Here is a 17,567-nt window from a genome sequence, read left to right on the forward strand (position 1 = left end):
TTGAGCCAGTTCACGATTGGGCGAAGCGATGCCGGGGTCGTGGAATCCCCCGATATCCAGGCGCCTAGGGGACCCGGTATTTAGAGTGTTGGGGGGCAGCATTCCTCCGCGTGGGCCCACGGTATCCCCGATGAACGAGAGCAGCCGCGATCTGACCCGCCCGGCGGATCTTCGCCACGACGCCCTGACCGGGCCGAGGCGGGAGCGCCGGCCCGTGTATGTGGATCTGCTGCCGCCGTGCAACGCCGCCTGCCCGGCCGGGGAGAACATCCAGGCCTGGCTGGGCGCCGCCCAGGCCGGTGACTACGAGTCCGCCTGGCGGATACTGGTCGCGGACAACCCGCTGCCGGCGGTGCACGGCCGGGTCTGCTACCACCCCTGCGAGGAACACTGTAACCGCACGCCCATCGACCAGGCGGTGAGCATCCATGCCGTGGAGCGATACCTCGGCGACCGGGCACTGGCCGAGGGCTGGCAGGCGGAAGCGCCCGCCAGGGAGACCGGCCGGCGCGTGCTGGTCGTGGGTGCCGGACCGAGCGGTCTGTCCGCTGCCTGGCACCTGCGTCGGGCCGGTCACGCCGTGGAGATCCGTGACGCGGGGCCCGTCGCCGGCGGGATGATGCATGTCGGCATCCCGGCCTACCGGCTGCCGAGGAACGTGCTGGAGGCCGAGATCGCACGGATCGAGGCAACGGGCGTCGTCATCACCCTGAATCACAAAGTGGAGGACCTGGAGCGGGAGCGGGCCGAGGGCGGTTTCGATGCCGTCTTCGTCGCGGTGGGTGCCCACCTCAGCAAGCGCATCGACATCCCGGCCCGGGACGCCGGCAGGGTCATGGACGCGGTGACCTTCCTGCGTGACGTCGACGCCGGCCAGACACCGCGGCTGGGCCGGCGCATCGCGATCTATGGCGGCGGCAATACCGCGATGGACGCCGCTCGGGTGGCGCGCCGGCTGGGCGCAGACGAGGCGCTGATCGTCTACCGCCGCGACCGGGAACACATGCCGGCGCATGCCTTCGAGGCGGCGGATGCCGAGGAGGAAGGCATCCGCATCAACTGGCTGCGCTCCATCCGCGAGCTGGATTCCACCCGCATGACGGTGGAGGTGATGGAGCTCGACGAGAACGGCCGGCCGCGCCCCACCGGCGAGACCGAAACCCTCGAGGCGGACAGTCTCATTCTCGCCCTCGGCCAGGACACCGATACGGGCTTCCTGCGCGCGGTGGAAGGCATCGAATTTCACCGGGACGGCACCGTCGTGGTGAACGAACGGATGATGACCGGCCACGAGGGCGTATTCGCCGGCGGCGACATGGTGCCCTCCGAGCGCACCGTCACCGTGGGCGTGGGCCACGGCAAGAAGGCCGCCCGCCACATCGACGCATGGCTGCGCGGCGAGCGCCACGAGCCGGCACCGAAGCACCCGGTAGTGACACGGGATCTGCTCCGTCTCAGCCTCTACCAGGGCACCTTCGCGCAGGCGGAACCGAAGCGGCCGGCGGCGACTCGGGCGGAGGATTTCGGCGAGGTCGTCTCCACCATCACGGAACCGGAGGCCAGGCACGAGGCGGCGCGCTGCCTGTCCTGCGGCAATTGCTACGAGTGCGACGGCTGCCTCGCCGCCTGTCCGGAGGACGCTGTCATCAAGCTCGGACCCGGCAAGCGCTACCGCTTCGACTACACACTGTGCACCGGCTGCGCCACCTGCTTCGAACAGTGCCCCTGCCATGCCATCGAGATGATCCCGGAGCCCGGCCTTGAACGCTGAACGCCAACCGTCGGTGACGACGCTGGACGGCAACGAGGCCTGCGCCCGCATCGCCTACCGCCTCAGCGAGATCTGCGTGATCTATCCCATCACGCCCTCCTCGCCCATGGGCGAGCTGGCCGACCAGTGGTCGAATACCGGTCGGCAGAATATCTGGGGCGACGTGCCGTCGGTGGTGGAGATGCAGAGCGAGGCGGGGGCGGCCGGCGCCGTGCACGGCGTGCTGCAGACCGGCGCGCTGGCGACCACGTTCACGGCCTCCCAGGGCCTGCTGCTGATGATCCCCAACATGTACAAGATCGCCGGCGAACTGACGCCGACTGTCTTCCACGTGGCCGCGCGCTCGGTGGCCGGTCAGGCGTTGTCGATCTTCGGTGATCACCAGGACGTGATGGCGACCCGCCCGACCGGGTTCGCCCAGCTCGCATCCGCCTCGGTGCAGGAGGCGCAGGACCTCGCGCTGATCGCCCATGCCGCGACGCTGGCAACCCGGGTGCCGTTCCTGCACTTCTTCGACGGCTTCCGCACCTCTCACGAGATGAACACGCTGGAGCTGCTGCCCGACGACGTGCTGTCCGCGATGGTGCCGGAAGAACTGGTGATGGCCCACCGCGGGCGGGCGCTCGATCCCGATGCCCCGGTACTGCGCGGCACCGCCCAGAATCCGGACGTCTATTTCCAGGCCCGGGAGGCGGCAAACCCCTGGTATGCGGCCGTACCGGCCGCCGTCGCCGGAGCGATGGAGCGCTTCGCGGGCCTGACGGGCCGCCGCTACCGCCTGTTCGACTACACGGGGGATCCGGAAGCCGAACGGGTGATCGTCCTGATGGGCTCGGGCGCGGGCACGGCGACCGAGACGGTCGAGCACCTGAATGCCCATGGCGAGAAGGTGGGACTGCTGCAGGTCCGCCTGTTCCGGCCCTTCGATGCCGGGGCCATGTGCTCGGCGCTACCGCCCACCGTGCGCCGGATCGCCGTACTGGACCGTACCAAGGAGCCCGGCTCGATCGCCGAGCCGCTGTGCCTGGACGTGATCGCAGCGCTCGCCGAACGCGGGCAGGGTCATGGCGGCCGCGTGGAGGTGTTCGGCGGACGCTACGGTCTGTCGTCGAAGGAGTTCACGCCCGCCATGGTCCGGGCCGTCTTCGACAACCTGGCGGCGGACGAGCCGAAGCGCGGCTTCACGGTCGGCATCGACGACGATGTGAGCGGCACCAGCCTGTCCGTGCCGACGGACTTCCGCCTCGACCGGGGCGAGACGTTCCAGGCGGTGTTCCACGGTCTCGGTGCCGACGGCACCGTCAGCGCGAACAAGAACACGATCAAGATCATCGGCAGCCGGCCGGGCACCTGCGCCCAGGGTTACTTCGTCTACGACTCCAAGAAGGCCGGCTCGCGGACCGTGTCTCATCTGCGCTTCGGACCTGACCCCATCCGCTCCACCTGCCTGATCGAGGAGGCGGATTTCGTCGCCTGCCACCAGTTCGATTTCCTGCATACCGGCGACGTACTCGGACTGGCAAGACGCCGGGCGAGGGTGCTGCTGAACGCGCCGGGGCCCGCGGACGAGGTCTGGGCGCAACTGCCCCGTTCGGTACAGCGGGAGATCCTCGACAAGGACCTGGACGTGTGGGCGATCGACGCCTATCGGGTGGCCCGGGAGGCCGGGCTGGGGCGGCGTATCAACACGATCATGCAGACGTGTTTCTTCCAGCTCATGGGCATCATGCCCGCGGAGGAGGCCATCGCGCAGATCAAGGAGGCCATCGGCAGGAGTTACCGTCGCAAAGGCCCGGAAGTGGTCGAGCAGAACTACGCAGCCGTGGATCGGGCCATCGCCAACCTGGCGCCGGTCCCGCCCGGCGACGTCACGGCCACCTCCGACCGGCGGCCGCCCGTGCCGGAGGATGCGCCGGAGTTCGTGCGCCGCGTCACCGGCCCGCTGCTGGCCGGCCGTGGCGATGCGCTGCCCGTGAGCGCCCTGCCCGCGGACGGCACCTGGCCGACCGGCACCGCAGCCTGGGAGAAGCGCAATATCGCCGACTTCGTGCCGGAGTGGGACCCGGAGATCTGCATCCAGTGCGGCCAGTGCGGCGCCGTCTGCCCCCACGGCGTGATCCGGGCGAAGTTCTTCGACGATGCGGGGCTGGATGATGCGCCGTCCGGCTTCGCCAGCGCACCGGTCTCCGCACGGGGCTTTCCGGATACCCGCTATACGCTGCAGATCTACGCCGAGGACTGCACGGGCTGCGCGCTGTGCGTGGACGCCTGCCCGGCGAGGAATATCGAGCGTCCCGCCGAGCGCGCCATCAACATGCGCCCGAAGCCGGCGGACCTCGAGCCGGTACGCGCGCACCTCGCCTGGTTCGAAGGGCTGCCCGACGTGGACCGGGGCCACGTGGACTTCTCCAACATACGCGGCGTGCAGTATCTGCCGCCCCTGTTCGAGTTCTCCGGCGCCTGCGCCGGCTGCGGCGAGACGCCCTACCTGAAACTGCTGTCCCAGCTGTTCGGCGACCGGGCGGTGATCGCCAATGCCACCGGCTGCTCGTCCATCTACGGGGGCAACCTGCCGACCACGCCCTGGGCGAAGAATCACGAGGGCCGCGGGCCCGCCTGGTCGAACTCGCTGTTCGAGGACAATGCGGAGTTCGGCCTCGGATTCCGGCTGAGCGCCGACCAGCACCGCCGTCACGCCGAGCTGCTGCTGCGCGAACTGGCGCCCCGGCTGGAGCCGGACCTGGTGGACGGGCTGATCGACGCGGTGCAGGACGAGGAGTCCGAGATTCGCGAGCAGCGCCGCCGCGTGGCCGCGTTACGCGAAGCCCTGGCCCGCATCGACGACCCCCGGGCGACGCGCCTCGCCTCGCTGGCGCGCCATCTGGTCAGGCACAGCATCTGGCTCGTCGGCGGTGACGGCTGGGCCTACGACATCGGCTACGGCGGCCTCGACCACGTGCTCTCGCTGGAGCGCGACGTGAACGTCCTGGTGCTCGACACGGAGGTCTATTCCAACACCGGCGGCCAGGCATCGAAATCCACGCCGACGGCCGCGGTGGCGAAGTTCGCCGCCGGCGGCAAGAGCGTGGCCAAGAAGGACCTGGCGCTGCAGGCCATCGCCTATGGCCACGTCTACGTCGCCCGCGTCGCCCTCGGCGCCAACCCGCAGCAGACGCTGCTCGCCTTCCGCGAGGCGGAGCGCTATCCGGGGCCCTCCCTGATACTCGCCTACAGCCACTGCATCGCCCACGGCATCAACATGGAGCACGGCCTCAGGCAGCAGAAGCTCGCGGTCAGCTGCGGACACTGGCCGCTGATGCGCTATAACCCACTGCTGGCCGAGCGGGACCAGGCGCCCTTCCTGCTGGACTCGCCGCGGCCGACGAAGCGCTTTCGCGACTACGCCAGCCGGGAGATGCGCTACCGGGTGCTGGAGGCCAGCGACCCGGAGCGGGCCGAGTGGCTGATGACCCGCGCGCAGGAACACATCGACCGGCACTGGCGCATCTACGAGGAGATGGCCGGCCGCGGCACCGAGGCCAATCCCTATCGCCACCTCGCCGCCGGCGACAGCCCCGGAGGGAAACCGGCATGAAACTCAATACGACCTATCTCGGTCTCGAACTCGAGCATCCCGTCGTCGCGTCGGCCTCGCCGCTGTCGCAGACACTCGACGGCGTCCGCCGTCTCGAGGACGCCGGCGCGGCCGCCGTCGTGATCCATTCCCTGTTCGAGGAACAGATCCGCCACGAGGCGGCAGCCCAGGCCCATCTGATGGATGCCGGCAGCGAGAGCTTCGGCGAGGCTCTCAGCTATTTCCCGGACCTGGGCGGCGCCGAGATCGGGCCCCAGCAGTACCTGGAGCACATACGCCGCTGCCGCGAGGCCACGGGCATCCCGATCATCGCCAGCCTGAACGGCTCGAGCCCCGAGGGCTGGACCGACTACGCGCGACTCATCGAGGAGGCCGGCGCGCACGCGCTGGAACTGAATCTCTACTATCTGCCGGCAGACCCGGCGGAGTGCGGGGCCGACGTCGAGCGCCGCTACCTGCAGACGGTGCACCTGGTGCGTGAAGCGGTCTCGATCCCGCTGGCGGTGAAGGTCGGTCCGTGGTTCAGCTCTTTCGGGCACATGGCGCTGCAGCTGGAGACCGCCGGCGCGGACGGGCTGGTGCTGTTCAACCGCTTCTATCAGCCGGACTTCGACATCGAGAAGCTGGAGGTTGAGCCGACGCTGGAGCTGAGCCGCTCCGGCGAGATCCGCCAGGGCCTGTTCTGGCTGGCGCTGCTGCACGGCCGGGTGCAGGGATCGCTCGCCGCCACCAGCGGGGTGACCAGCGCGGCCGAGGTGGCAAAGTACCTGCTCGCCGGCGCTCACGTGGTCATGACCGCCTCGGCCCTGCTGCGCCTGGGCCCGCCGTATCTCGCTAGTCTCCGCGACGGCCTGGCGGACTGGATGGAAGGTCGGGGATACGAGAACGTTGACCAGGTACGCGGCGCCATGAGCCAGGGGCGCGTGGCCGAACCCGCCGCCTTCGAGCGCGCCAACTACCTGCGGGTGCTGGACAGCTATCAGAACCGCTGGGGCTGAGCCGCCGGCCGCGTCATCCCGCTGCAACATCCGCCGGGCAGTCTTGATGACCGCGCAGGCTGCGTTATGCTCCTGCGTTGTCTGACAGAAGGACCCCGCACCGTGAGACTCTACGCCCTACTCGCCGCAGCGCTGGTTGCGCTCGCCGCCGGTTGCGCCGCGAACTCCGACCGATCCTCCGGCCCCGGACCGGACGCGCGCACGGAACCGCCGCAGCTCGTGGTCCTCGTGGTGCTGGACCAGTTCGGCGACTGGGTCCTTGCCGAGCACCTGCCGCTGCTGCCGCCCGAGAGCCTGCTGCGGCGGGCCTGGGCCGAGGGCGCCCGCCACGCGGTGGACCTGCGCTACGCCAACACGGCCACCGCGGCCGGGCATGCCACGCTGGTCACGGGAGTCGCCCCGGCCGTGCACGGGGCCTTCGCCAACGCCGTGCACGACGCCGCCCGCGGCCGTCTGCCCATCGTCGACGACGGCGTGCATCGGGTCATCGGCAAGCCGGAGAGCCACGCCAGCCCGGCGGCGCTGAGGGTCGACACCGCCGGTGACCGGCTGCACGAGGCCACCGGCGGGGAAGCCGTGATCGTCGGCATCTCCATGAAGGCGCGGGCCGCCATCCTCGCCACCGGCCGCTCGGCCGATCTCGCCGTCTTCTACGACGACGACATCCCGGCGATGACCACCTCCACCTGGTACCGGCCGGACGGCAGCCTCCCGGAGTGGCTCGCGGCTTTCAACGCCGACTGGCCCGTGGAGCGCACCTTCACCACCTGGCAGCGGCAGGCCGACAGCCCCTGCGCGCGGGACGACGCACCCGGCGAGGGGCCATTCGTCGGCTGGAACAATGTCTTCCCCTACGACCCCGCGGACTCGCACAAGCCCGACAAGGCGTTCGGTTACTCTGCGGCCTCCACACCCTGGTTCTTCGCGGCGGCCCGGGCCGCGATCGAGGCCGAAGGTATGGGCGAAGACGACGTCCCGGATCTCCTCGTGCTGGGCGTCTCCGGCACTGACCGCATCGGCCACGTCTGGGGCGCCACGTCCTGCGAGTACGTCGACAACCTGCTGCGCACGGATCGAGAGCTGACGATGCTGGCCCGCTCCCTCCCCGATGAGATGCGGGTGACCTTCGTGATCACGGCCGACCACGGCGTCGCGCGGCTGCCGGAGCAGACCGGCGAACCCGGCGGGCGTCTACCCAGCGAGACGATCATCGCCACCGCCCGTGAGGCCGCCCGGGCGGCGCTGGGCGAGGGCGACTGGATCGCCGGTTACCAGTCTTCCAGCCTCTATTTCACCACCGCAGGCGACGCCCGTGGCGCCGAGCTCTCCGCGGCCGTGGCCGCTTCGCTCGCGGATCTGCCGGGCATCGAGCGGGTCTATGCGTTCCGCGACCGCGTGGCACTGGCGGCAAGCCCGAACGCCGTCGACCGGCTGGCCGCGGCCTCCATGCCCGAAGGTGTGGACGCGGACCTGCTGGTGGTACCCGCCACCGGCTGGTTCAATGCCGTCTACGACGTCCCCGGCGGCGGCGCCAACCACGGCACGCCCTGGGACTACGACCGCAGGGTGCCCGTGCTGATGTGGGGCCACGACATCGAGCGGGTCGTGGGCGACACGGTCGCGGACGCCGGCCGGGTGGCGGCCACGCTCGCCGCCATCCTCGGCGTTCCCGCCCCGGAGGGCGCGGCACAGCCACCGCTGGCCGGCGTCAGGGCCGGCGCCAGATAAGGGCGGGCGATCCGGCCGTAGGCCATCTCGTTGGTGTCGGTTCGCTACCGCGCGGCGAGCAACATGTAGTTCACCGCGTTACTCGACTGCAGTGACATGCGCTTCGTGAAGGGGTTCACGCGCACCCCGGTCTCGGTGAGCGTCTCCAGCCTGCCTCTTTCGAGCAGCTGCCTGATCTCATCCGGTTTCCTGAAGAGGCTCCAGCGATGGGTCCCCTTCGGCAGCCAGGAGAGCGGTGTCCGGTTGATAGTCGAGACGAACATAACGCCGTCCTCGCCGACCAGACGGGTACAGGCCCGCATGAATCCGGGCAGATCGGCCACGTGCTCGACCACTTCCATATTCAGCACTACGTCGTAGCGAGCGCCGGCAGCGGCAAGTGACTCCGCGGTTACGCAATCGTAGCGAACACGGCGCCCACTCTCGTGGGCGTGAGCGCGTGCGATGCCGATGTTCTTCTCGACGACGTCGATGCCGTGGACGCTCGCGCCGAGGTGCGCCATGGACTCGGACAGGATACCGCCGCCACAGCCGACGTCGAGGACGCTCAGGCCTTCCAGCGGCCGCTGCGCTTCCGGCGACCGGTCCGGCCAGTGTTCGCACAGACGATCGCGTATCCACGCCACCCGCAGCCGGTTCAGCGTGTGCAGCGGCCAGAAGGGCCCGTCCCGGTCCCACCACGTTTCGGCCAGCTCCGAGTAATACCGAACCTCCCGCTCATCGATGCTCGCAGCTGATCGTATCTCGTTCATGGCTATCTTTGGCTCAGGCTTGAGGCCACGAGGATAAGCCAGTTGCCTATGTATTGCGGACCTGAATACTAAACAGGTAATCGACAGATGGCCGGTCTATCGCCCCGACCGTTTGCCGAGTTCGACACGCTGGCTGCCGCCGGTTGCCCCTAGTCGTCCTACGCCCCTGTGACGCATCGCCGGCGGAACGCCCGGGCGTGCGGGACACGACCACTTACGTCAGAAGTGCTGCGGCGGGCCGACGCGGTCTACGAGGACGTCGTGTAGACGACACCGGCGGGCGACTGTCAGCTGCCCCTCTTCAGGCGGCCGCGGAACAGGTCTCGGCGACTCACCGCATGCCCCGGGGCAGCCTCTGCGCTGCCAGGCTTTGCGAGCAGGCTCTTCAAAACCTGGTCGGAGATGTTCTTCGCCGCCTCATGATCCGGGACGCCTATGACGTTGGTGAAAACCGGGGCGGCCAGGAAGACCTGGCCATCGGCTTCGGAGCGATTGGCCGTGAAACGAACGGTCTCCGACGGCAGGTGCCAGTCGCTCTGGTCGCCCTGCTCCACCGCCGACCAGTCGTCCTCGGCGCCGGGCAGCAGGATCAGGTTCATGAACCAGGGGGTGATGAGGATGCCGAGCCGGTGTCCCTCCCAGTCGCGGAATCCGACGGCCTCGATGGAGAGCCGGTCGTTGTAGAACGGCAGGTCCCGCATCCGCGGCTCGGTCGCCCGATACAACGTCAGCAGCCGTTCGATCGCCGCATCACCCATGGCCGGGGACTCAGTCACTCAAGGGGCAGGAACTTGTCCCGCTCCGCATCGCACTGGGGACAGCACCAGTGTTCGGGCAAAGCCGAGAATGGCGTCCCGGGTGGCACCTGCTCGACGTCGTCTCCCTCGGCGGGATCGTACACATGCCAGCAGATACGACACTCCATGCGGGTGCCGTCGCTGATACGGTCGTGCATCGGCTCTCCCATATCGCTCCCGGCGGCAGACCCGCACTCAGTCCTCGGTCCAGTAGGCCTCGAGCAACTGTGCGAGGCGCTTGCCCGAATCGCGTACGTCTTCCGGCGCGGCCTCGACAACGTGGGGCAGATCCGTGATCTCCAGCGAGTTCAGGAGCAATTTGGCCATGGAATTGGCGTAGCGCACCCACCACACGTCGCGGACGCGGGTAGCCGAGATGATGCAGCGACCATAGCCGCGGGCCAGTATGTCCACCGGACCCTTACCCAGAGTCTCGTCCAGGAACAAGAGATCCTCGTCAGACACCGGCAGCAGCGTCAGGTTGACGACGTGGGTCTCGTCACCCGGTTCCCGATTGGCGACTCGGTCGGCGATCTCGGTCAGGATGGCCGGGGCATTCAGCGCTCCCGGTGGCACTTCGCGGCCGCTGATGTCTGCGGGCGTCCGGTCGCGCCCCAGGCTGGCCAGACGCGCAATGAATGGCGCCTCGGCCACTTCCAGCAGATCATGTGTGACCTTGCCATCATCGTTGAAATAGAACGTACGCCATACACCCGTCAGTACCGACTCCTGGGTCTGGGCCAGGAAGTCGCCGGTGAACTTCACCGCCACCTCGCCTTCCCCGAGCACCTGATTGACCAGTTCGCGGTTCTTTTCATCGAGCCCGGAGATATCGGCCAGGGCGGGTTTGCCCGGCTGCCAGTCGTCGAGTGTGCGCTGCAGCCAGTCCATCGCTGCGCGCGCTCCCGTCAGATTCTCGACGGACTCCGGATCCGGGATGGAGGGCGGTTCGTACATGGACATGCCGCGAGGCATGTCGATGTACTGCAGCTCGGCACCGTCGCTCTCGCTCGGCTGGCTGCCCGGACCTATCGCGACGACGGGTATGTCTCTGATGTTCATCTGTGCTTCCCCCGATCGGTCGTTGGGCGGTTCAGGCGGTCACTACCGGAATCTTGAATCCCGGCGGACGCCGCGGTTCAGAGCGTAGTATCTCGTTGATCTCCTCGAGGTACTCCTGCCAGTTCCGGATCCGCGAGATGACCCCGAGATAGCCACCACTGCGGACAAAGACCAGTGAGGGCCACTCCCGGAAACCGTATTTCTTCTGCAGCTCCTTCTCCGCCTCCCTCGTCACCACGGCCGGCCTCAGCTTGCCATTGAATGCGGAAACGATCTCCGGCAGCACGACGGCCACGTCCACGGTCTCACCGAACTTCTTCGGCTCACCGGCGAAGAACAGTACGTTCACCGCGGGGTCGGCCACGAATTCGTCGTGCTCTTCCAGGCCGATGGCAGGATAGGCGTATTCGTCGATCAGCCGCTGGATCAGCGGATGGTTCAGGGTCTCTCCCAATGGACTATCTCCAGGTCTCTTTCGTATCCGGCCGCCCGGACTCGTACTCGTCCATGTTGATGGCGTCAGGACCGGTCAGATCCGTATTCTCGAGAGGCTTGTCGCGTTTCCGGTAATCAATACCCCAGTCACTCAGGATTTCGAGGGCGGCTGCCACCGCTTCCGGCAGGCGGGCCTTCACGGAATCGCGCAGACTGCCGCCGTAGTCGTTCAGGAACTCGGGCTGTACGCCGACCAGTGCCAGCTTCTCCGGTGCCTGGCCGAACATCTCGGCCGACATCAGCACCTCCTGGAAGCCGGTCTGGTGCATGCTCATCTTCTTCACGCCCATGAATTTCGGGACGTCGTCGCCGACGATGACCTTCATCTCGGCGGGCTCGAGACCGAAGTCGATGGCGTCGAGGATCAGCAGGTTCGTCGCGGAGCGCACATAGGGCAGCAGCATCAGGCCGAGCGTCCCGCCGTCCATCACACGGACTTCCGGCGGGAATTCGTACTGAGCGTTCAGCTGCTCGGCGGCGCGCACACCGAAACCCTCATCGGCCCAGAGCGGATTCCCGATTCCGAGGATGAGGGTCTCGAAGCCGACGGGATCCCCGTCGGGCGTTACTGGCGCTATGTCGTCCGTCACCGCGGTTCGTCACCTGGGTAATCGTCCTTGTAGAACCGCCAGCCGGACATGATCGTGCTGACGCTGGACTGCCGCCCCATGAGATCGGCGCGTATCGCCATATACGTATGGATGATCGCGAACACGATGATCAGCCACATGCCGAAATTGTGCCAGGTCTTCACGCCCATGGAGTTCGGGAAGAGGACGAATACCCAGCCGAACAGCACATCCGCCCAGCTGCCGTCACCCAGCCCTTCCGAATAGAGCGCGAAGCCCGTGATCACCAGGAACAGACCCAGGATGAAATTGAAGAACCACATCGCGCTCTGTGCCAGCGGGTTGTGCGCCTTCGTCTTGTACGTCTTCCGGGTCAGGAAGCTGTAGTACTTGATCTCATGGAACAGCTCCTTCCACCAGCTCGCCTTCCAGACGGGCAGGTAGAGCAACTCCCGGGCGTACTTGTTGCCGACGAAGCCCCAGTAGATCCGCACCAGCAGTCCGATGGTGAATACGTAACCCGCAATGAAATGGATCATCCGGATGTTGCCCATCAGGAAGGACTCACTCGCCTCCCCCGGCACACTCGGCAGCGGATTCCCGATCAGATAGCCGGTGACGCACAGCACCACGATGCTGATGGCATGGACCCAGTGCCAGATGCGGACCGGCGCCTCGTAGATATACTCGGGCTTCAGGTTCGCAGGACTGCGCCCACCCATCGCCTCTGTGCTCGTTGCCATGATCGTCTCCTAGTCGATTCCTCGGTTAGCCAGAACCCCTAGCGGATCTTCACCGACGTGAGTTCCTCGCCATCGGGCGAGATCACGTGCGAGGCGCAGGCGAGGCAGGGATCGAAGCTGTGGATCGTACGCAGAATCTCCAGTGGCTGTTTCGGGTCCGCCATGGGCGTACCGAGCAGTGCAGCCTCATAGGCGCCGATATTGCCCTCGTGATCCCGCGGTGAGGCGTTCCAGGTCGAAGGCACGACCGCCTGATAGTTGGCAATCTTGCCGTCCTTGACGTGGATCCAGTGGCCGAGCGAACCGCGCGGCGCCTCGCCGTAACCGACACCCTTTGCGTCCTCCGGCCAGGTATCGGGCTCCCACTTCTCCATGTTCGCGGTCGCGCTGTCGCCCGCCTTGATGTTAGCCATCATCTCATCGAAGACAGTGCGCATCTTGTGGGCTGCCCAGGAGGTCTCGAGCCCGCGTGCCGCGGTACGTCCGAGCGTCGAGAACAAAGCGGTGATCGGCAGATCCAGGTCGGTCAGCAGGCTGTCCACCTGTGCCTTCATCTCCTCGTGACCGCGTGCGTAAGCCACGATGTACCGGGCCAGCGGGCCGACCTCCATCGCGTTGCCGCGCCAGCGCGGTGCCTTCAGCCAGGAGTACTTGGCATTCTCGTCGTGAGCCTCGATCTTCGTCTTCGTACCCTTGGCATTCGGACCGAGTTCGAACTTCGGCTCGGTGATGCCGTCCCAGGGATGCAGACCGGCGTGCGGGTCGCCCGGGTAGTCGTACCAGGAGTGGGTCACGAATTCCTGCACCTGCTCCGGATCCCTCGGATCGACGTCGTAGACCGTCGACAGGTCGCCGTTCAGGATCGCGCCCTGCGGGATCATGAAGCTGTCGTTGTCGAACTGGTTGGCGAAGCGCGGGAAGTCCCCGTAGGACATCACGTTCTTGCTAGACAGGCCTCCGCCGAAACCCCAGTCCTTGTAGAAGGACGCGATGGCCTTCAGGTCGGGGATGTAGACCTGATCCACGAACTGGATGGACTGAGTGATGATGTCGGACACCAGGTTCATCCAGTACATGTTGATCGCACCGACGCCACCCGTGTCGTTCATGTTGATTGAGCAGGGAGCACCGCCAACCAGCCAGTTCGGATGCGGGTTGCGGCCGCCGAAGACCGTGTGGATCTTCACGATCTCCTTCTGGAAGTCCAGCGCCTCCAGATAGTGCGTCACCGCCATCAGATTCGCCTCCGGCGGCAGCTTATAGGCCGGGCTGCCCCAGTAGGCGTTGGAGAAGATACCCAGCTGGCCGGATTCGACGAAGCGCTTCAGCTTGTTCTGCACGTCACTGAAGTAACCCGGCGAAGACTTCGGCCAGTTGCTGATGGACTGCTGCAGCTGGGAAGTGGCCTTCGGATCGGCGCTCAGCGCGCTGACCACGTCTACCCAGTCCAGGGCGTGCAGATGGTAGAAGTGCACGAGATGATCCTGGGTGTACTGCGCCAGCATCATCAGGTTCCTGATGTGGTTGGCGTTGGTCGGAATCTCGATACCGAGGGCGTCCTCTACGCAGCGTACCGACTGGATCGCGTGCACACCGGTGCACACGCCGCAGATACGCTCGACGAAGGCCCAGGCGTCGCGGGGATCGCGGCCCTTCAGGATCACTTCGAGTCCGCGCCACATGTTGCCGGTGGACACGGCGTTCTGGATGACATTGTTCTCGTCGACGTTGACTTCGATGCGCAGGTGGCCCTCGATCCGGGTGACCGGATCCACGACCACGCGCTGGCCGCTGTCGTCGAGATTGAAGCCGTTCGGCGTGGTGATGCTAGCCATTACTGCGTCTCCTCAGGCTGTTTGCGCGTCATGTGGCTGATAGCGGAGCCGGCCGCATGGGCCGCAACGCCAATCGCCGCTGCACCGGCGAGTACTCCGCCGATCTGATCGGCCGTAGCCTCGGCGCCGGTCGGAGAGACGTCGAGTTTGCCGATCGCACTGTAGAAGCTGCCCTTGTCCCAGAAATCGTCTTCGGCGCAGCCGAGACAGCCATGGCCCGATTTCACCGGCCAGGACAGGCCATCGTTCCACTCCACCGTGGAGCAGGCGTTGTAGGTGGTCGGGCCCTTGCAGCCGACCTTGTACAGGCAGTACCCCTTCTTGGCGCCCTCGTCGTCGAACTCCTCGACGAACTGGCCGGCGTCGAAGTGTGGCCGCCGGTAGCACTTGTCGTGCAGTCGCTGGCTGTAGAACATCTTCGGCCGACCCTGGCGGTCCAGTTCGGGCAGCTGATCGAAGGCGATCATATAGGTCAGCACGCCAGTCATGACCTCCGGTATCGGCGGACAACCCGGCACCTTGACGATGGGCTTGTCCTTGATCACCTTGTGGATCGGGACGGCGCGGGTCGGATTCGGCTTCGCGGCCTGCACACAGCCCCAGGAAGCGCAGGAGCCCCAGGCGACGATGGCCTTGCAGTGAGCCGCCATCTCCTTGAGCTTGTCGAGGTAGGGAACCCCGCCCGTCATGCAGTAAACGCCATCTTCGTTCAGCGGCGGGTTGCCCTCACAGGCCAGGATGAACTCGCCATCGTATTTCTCGATGGTCTGCTTCAGGATCTCCTCCGCCTGATGACCTGCGGCGGCCATGAGCGTGTCGTCGTAGTCCAGAGAGATCATGGACAGCACGACGTCGCTGGCGAGGGGATTACCCGAACGGATGAAAGCCTCGGTGCAGCATGTGCACTCCAGACCGTGCAGCCAGATCACCGGCGTACGCGGCTTGGTCTCGAGCGCGTAGGCGATCTTGCCCGCAAACTCCGGACCGAGACCGAGGCCGGCTGCGGTCAGGCTACAAAACTTAAGAAAGCTGCGGCGGGTTATGCCATGCTGGCGCATGACCTCGTATAAGGTTTCTCGGGCTGCCATGGCGACGTCCTCTTCTGCTGCTATGTTCGTCGCTGAATCGGCCAGCCGGCGCGCACCACCATCGAAGGGCCGCAACACGGCTGGCCGTTACCAGCGCGGACGGGTTCGACACGTAGCGTCCTGTTTGTCTCTCAGTCGCTTGTCCCCCATCCGCGTCTATTGTTGGAGTACGGGCGCTTCGACTCCATACTGGTAGATACTTACGCTGGTCACGCGAAGGCGCAATCGGCGCTCGCCGGCGTCATTCGAGCACGATCACGTCCTCGCCGGGCGACGCCGCATACAGCCGTTCCACGTCGGCCGCCCGCCGGCGAAGCGCCACGGACTGGTTCACCGTGCCCTTGTCCGACAGCTCGTGCCCGTCGATGCTCGGCGGCTCGTCCAGAAAGGCGAACCGCCGGATGCGGGTGCTGGAGCCGGGGTTGGCCCGGTTGCGCGCAGCCAGCGCCTGCACGATGCGCTCGCGCACGGCGGGCTCGCCGGCCAGTTCCCGGGCGCTGGCCGGCGGCGCTGCGCCGAGCACCTGTTCGACCCCGGCTCGATTGGGCCAGGCCAGTACGGCCACGTAGTCCCGGTTGAGCCCGCATACCAGCAGGTCGCTCACCAGCGGCGAGCACGCCTGCACCACGGCCGCGCGCAGGTTGCCGGCGGAGACCCAGGTGCCGTTGGCGAGCTTGAACTCCTCGGCCAGGCGGCCGGCGAATCTCAGCCCGCGCTCGATGTCGCCCGGCTCGTTGAACTGCGCCGCGTCGCCGATCAGGAAATACCCTTCGTCATCGAAGATCTCCGCATTTTTCTCGGGCATGTGCAGATAGCCCGGTGTGATCATCGGGCCCTTCATGCGGACCTCGTAGCGCTCGTCCCGGGGTACCAGCTTGATGGTCAGCCCCGGCATCGGCAGGCCGATGCCCACCTCTTCCGTATCGAAGTAGATGGCCATGCAGCCGGAGGTCGTTTCGGTGGCCCCGTAGCCGGTCGTGAAGAAGACCCGCTTGCCGGTCGTGCGCACGGCCAGTTCCTGCAGCCGGTCGTACAGCGCCTGGGGCAGGCCGGCCCCGCCATACAATGCCAGCCTCAGCTTCGAGAAGAACGTCTCGCGGAGCTCGTCGTCGCGCTCCAGCGCGTCGGCCAGCATGGCGTAGCCGGCCGGCACGTTGGTGAAGAAGCTGACCGGGACCTCCTTGAGGTTGCGGATGGTCAGGTCGAACTGTCCCGGCAGCGGGCGCCCGCCGTCTATATATAAGGTGCCGCCGGCGATCATCACCCCGAACTTGCTCGAGGTGCCGGAGACGTGATTCCAGGGCAGCCAGTCGAGCATCACGTCCTTCCAGCCGGCCGTCTCGCCCAGGACCTGTTTCGCCTGGGCCAGGTTGGCCCCCAGCATGCGCTGGGTCTGCACGACCGCCTTTGGCAGGCTGGTGGACCCGGAGGTGAGCATGTAGACGGCCGGCGCGTCCGGGTCCAGCCCTTCGATGGCGTCCTTCACTTCCGGACCCGCCCGCAGCGCCAGCACCTCGGTAATGGCGACGGCGGGCCGCTCCAGCAGTTCCGGCTCCTCGGTGACCACGATGGCGTCGCCGAAATCCACCGCCTCCAGAGCGGCCTTGTACAGCGGCGTCTGCTCGGCGAACACGACCGCCGGCCTGACCAGCTCCAGCACGTGCTTCAGCCGTCCGTAGTCGCCGCCCATGAGCGCATAGTTCACGCTCACCGGGCAGACCGGGACGCCCACGGCCATGGCGCCGTACTTGAACACCGCGTGGCGGATGGAATTACCGGACAGGATCAGCAGCGAGCGGTCGGGGCCGACGCCGTTGTCCAGCAGCCACTGGGCCACCGCGTGGGCGTCGCGGCGGGTCTCCCGGTAGGTCTGGGCCATCCACTCCCCGTCGCCGCCCTCTCTCTCCATCAGGTAGGACTGGTCGGGGCGCTCCCCCGCCTGGCGCTCCAGCTCGAGCAGCAGATTCGGCACGCAGGGCTCGAGCCCGATCTCGGGCGTCACGATCAGCGTGCCGTCGGCGCGTTCCTCCACTGCCATGCTGGCCGAAGGGAAAGCGACCTCCCGGAACGGGGCGGTGCGGAAATCGGTCATGGGGATGGTGTCCTCGGCGCTGTCCGTCGATGGCCCGATCCT

General features: G+C 66.9%; 14 protein-coding genes. 4 read left to right on the top strand and 10 right to left on the bottom strand.

All coding sequences use genetic code 11. The annotated features are described in order from the left end of the window. Positions 1–130 precede the first annotated feature (130 nt). The 4 genes from ACJMKX_RS04090 to ACJMKX_RS04105 all read left to right on the top strand — a co-directional run bounded on the left by ACJMKX_RS04090 (position 131) and on the right by ACJMKX_RS04105 (position 8,092). On the top strand, positions 131–1,771 hold the full coding sequence (locus ACJMKX_RS04090) for an NAD(P)-binding protein (protein ID WP_405221415.1): 1,641 nt from the start codon (positions 131–133) through the stop codon (positions 1,769–1,771). Next, on the top strand, positions 1,761–5,366 hold the full coding sequence (gene nifJ / locus ACJMKX_RS04095; protein WP_405221418.1) for a pyruvate:ferredoxin (flavodoxin) oxidoreductase: 3,606 nt from the start codon (positions 1,761–1,763) through the stop codon (positions 5,364–5,366). Before ACJMKX_RS04090 ends, nifJ begins: the two co-directional genes overlap by 11 nt. Further along, on the top strand, positions 5,363–6,364 hold the full coding sequence (locus tag ACJMKX_RS04100) for a dihydroorotate dehydrogenase-like protein (protein WP_405221420.1): 1,002 nt from the start codon (positions 5,363–5,365) through the stop codon (positions 6,362–6,364). Before nifJ ends, ACJMKX_RS04100 begins: the two co-directional genes overlap by 4 nt. Positions 6,365–6,466: 102 nt before the next feature. After that, positions 6,467–8,092, top strand: coding sequence for an alkaline phosphatase family protein (locus ACJMKX_RS04105; RefSeq protein WP_405221423.1), 1,626 nt, complete (start codon positions 6,467–6,469; stop codon positions 8,090–8,092). A 44-nt stretch (positions 8,093–8,136) separates the two neighbouring features. Here ACJMKX_RS04105 and ubiG read toward each other — a convergent pair whose 3' ends face one another. The 10 genes from ubiG to ACJMKX_RS04155 form a co-directional block, all read right to left on the bottom strand. Then, positions 8,137–8,844 carry a bifunctional 2-polyprenyl-6-hydroxyphenol methylase/3-demethylubiquinol 3-O-methyltransferase UbiG gene (gene ubiG / locus ACJMKX_RS04110; RefSeq protein WP_405221426.1) on the bottom strand — a complete coding sequence of 236 codons (708 nt, stop codon included), beginning with the start codon at positions 8,842–8,844 and terminating at the stop codon, positions 8,137–8,139. A gap of 287 nt (positions 8,845–9,131) precedes the next feature. Beyond that, positions 9,132–9,602: a [NiFe]-hydrogenase assembly chaperone HybE gene (gene hybE, locus ACJMKX_RS04115; protein WP_405221429.1), complete on the bottom strand. Its 471-nt coding sequence runs from the start codon at positions 9,600–9,602 to the stop codon at positions 9,132–9,134. Positions 9,603–9,616: 14 nt separating this feature from the next. Continuing rightward, positions 9,617–9,799, bottom strand: coding sequence for a rubredoxin (locus ACJMKX_RS04120; protein ID WP_405221432.1), 183 nt, complete (start codon positions 9,797–9,799; stop codon positions 9,617–9,619). 37 nt (positions 9,800–9,836) lie between these two features. Continuing rightward, entirely contained in the window at positions 9,837–10,703 is an 867-nt protein-coding gene (locus ACJMKX_RS04125; protein WP_405221435.1) for a hydrogenase expression/formation protein, read from the bottom strand. A 31-nt stretch (positions 10,704–10,734) separates the two neighbouring features. Continuing rightward, positions 10,735–11,157: a thioredoxin domain-containing protein gene (locus ACJMKX_RS04130; protein WP_405221438.1), complete on the bottom strand. Its 423-nt coding sequence runs from the start codon at positions 11,155–11,157 to the stop codon at positions 10,735–10,737. A gap of 4 nt (positions 11,158–11,161) precedes the next feature. Beyond that, positions 11,162–11,788 carry a HyaD/HybD family hydrogenase maturation endopeptidase gene (gene hybD, locus ACJMKX_RS04135; protein ID WP_405221441.1) on the bottom strand — a complete coding sequence of 209 codons (627 nt, stop codon included), beginning with the start codon at positions 11,786–11,788 and terminating at the stop codon, positions 11,162–11,164. Further along, on the bottom strand, positions 11,785–12,510 hold the full coding sequence (gene cybH, locus ACJMKX_RS04140; protein ID WP_405221444.1) for a Ni/Fe-hydrogenase, b-type cytochrome subunit: 726 nt from the start codon (positions 12,508–12,510) through the stop codon (positions 11,785–11,787). The genes hybD and cybH overlap by 4 nt, the downstream gene beginning before the upstream one ends. Before the next feature lie 38 nt (positions 12,511–12,548). Next, positions 12,549–14,345 (bottom strand): nickel-dependent hydrogenase large subunit, encoded by a 1,797-nt coding sequence (locus tag ACJMKX_RS04145; protein WP_405221447.1) that lies wholly within the window; start codon positions 14,343–14,345, stop codon positions 12,549–12,551. Continuing rightward, a complete protein-coding gene (locus ACJMKX_RS04150) occupies positions 14,345–15,433 on the bottom strand; it encodes a hydrogenase small subunit (RefSeq protein WP_405221449.1) in 1,089 nt (362 codons plus the stop codon). The genes ACJMKX_RS04145 and ACJMKX_RS04150 overlap by 1 nt, the downstream gene beginning before the upstream one ends. A gap of 241 nt (positions 15,434–15,674) precedes the next feature. Continuing rightward, entirely contained in the window at positions 15,675–17,525 is a 1,851-nt protein-coding gene (locus ACJMKX_RS04155; protein WP_405221452.1) for a feruloyl-CoA synthase, read from the bottom strand. Positions 17,526–17,567 lie beyond the last annotated feature (42 nt).

The sequence above is a fragment of the Lentisalinibacter sediminis genome, from assembly GCF_040706615.1.
Lineage (GTDB): Bacteria > Pseudomonadota > Gammaproteobacteria > Steroidobacterales > Woeseiaceae > Lentisalinibacter > Lentisalinibacter sediminis.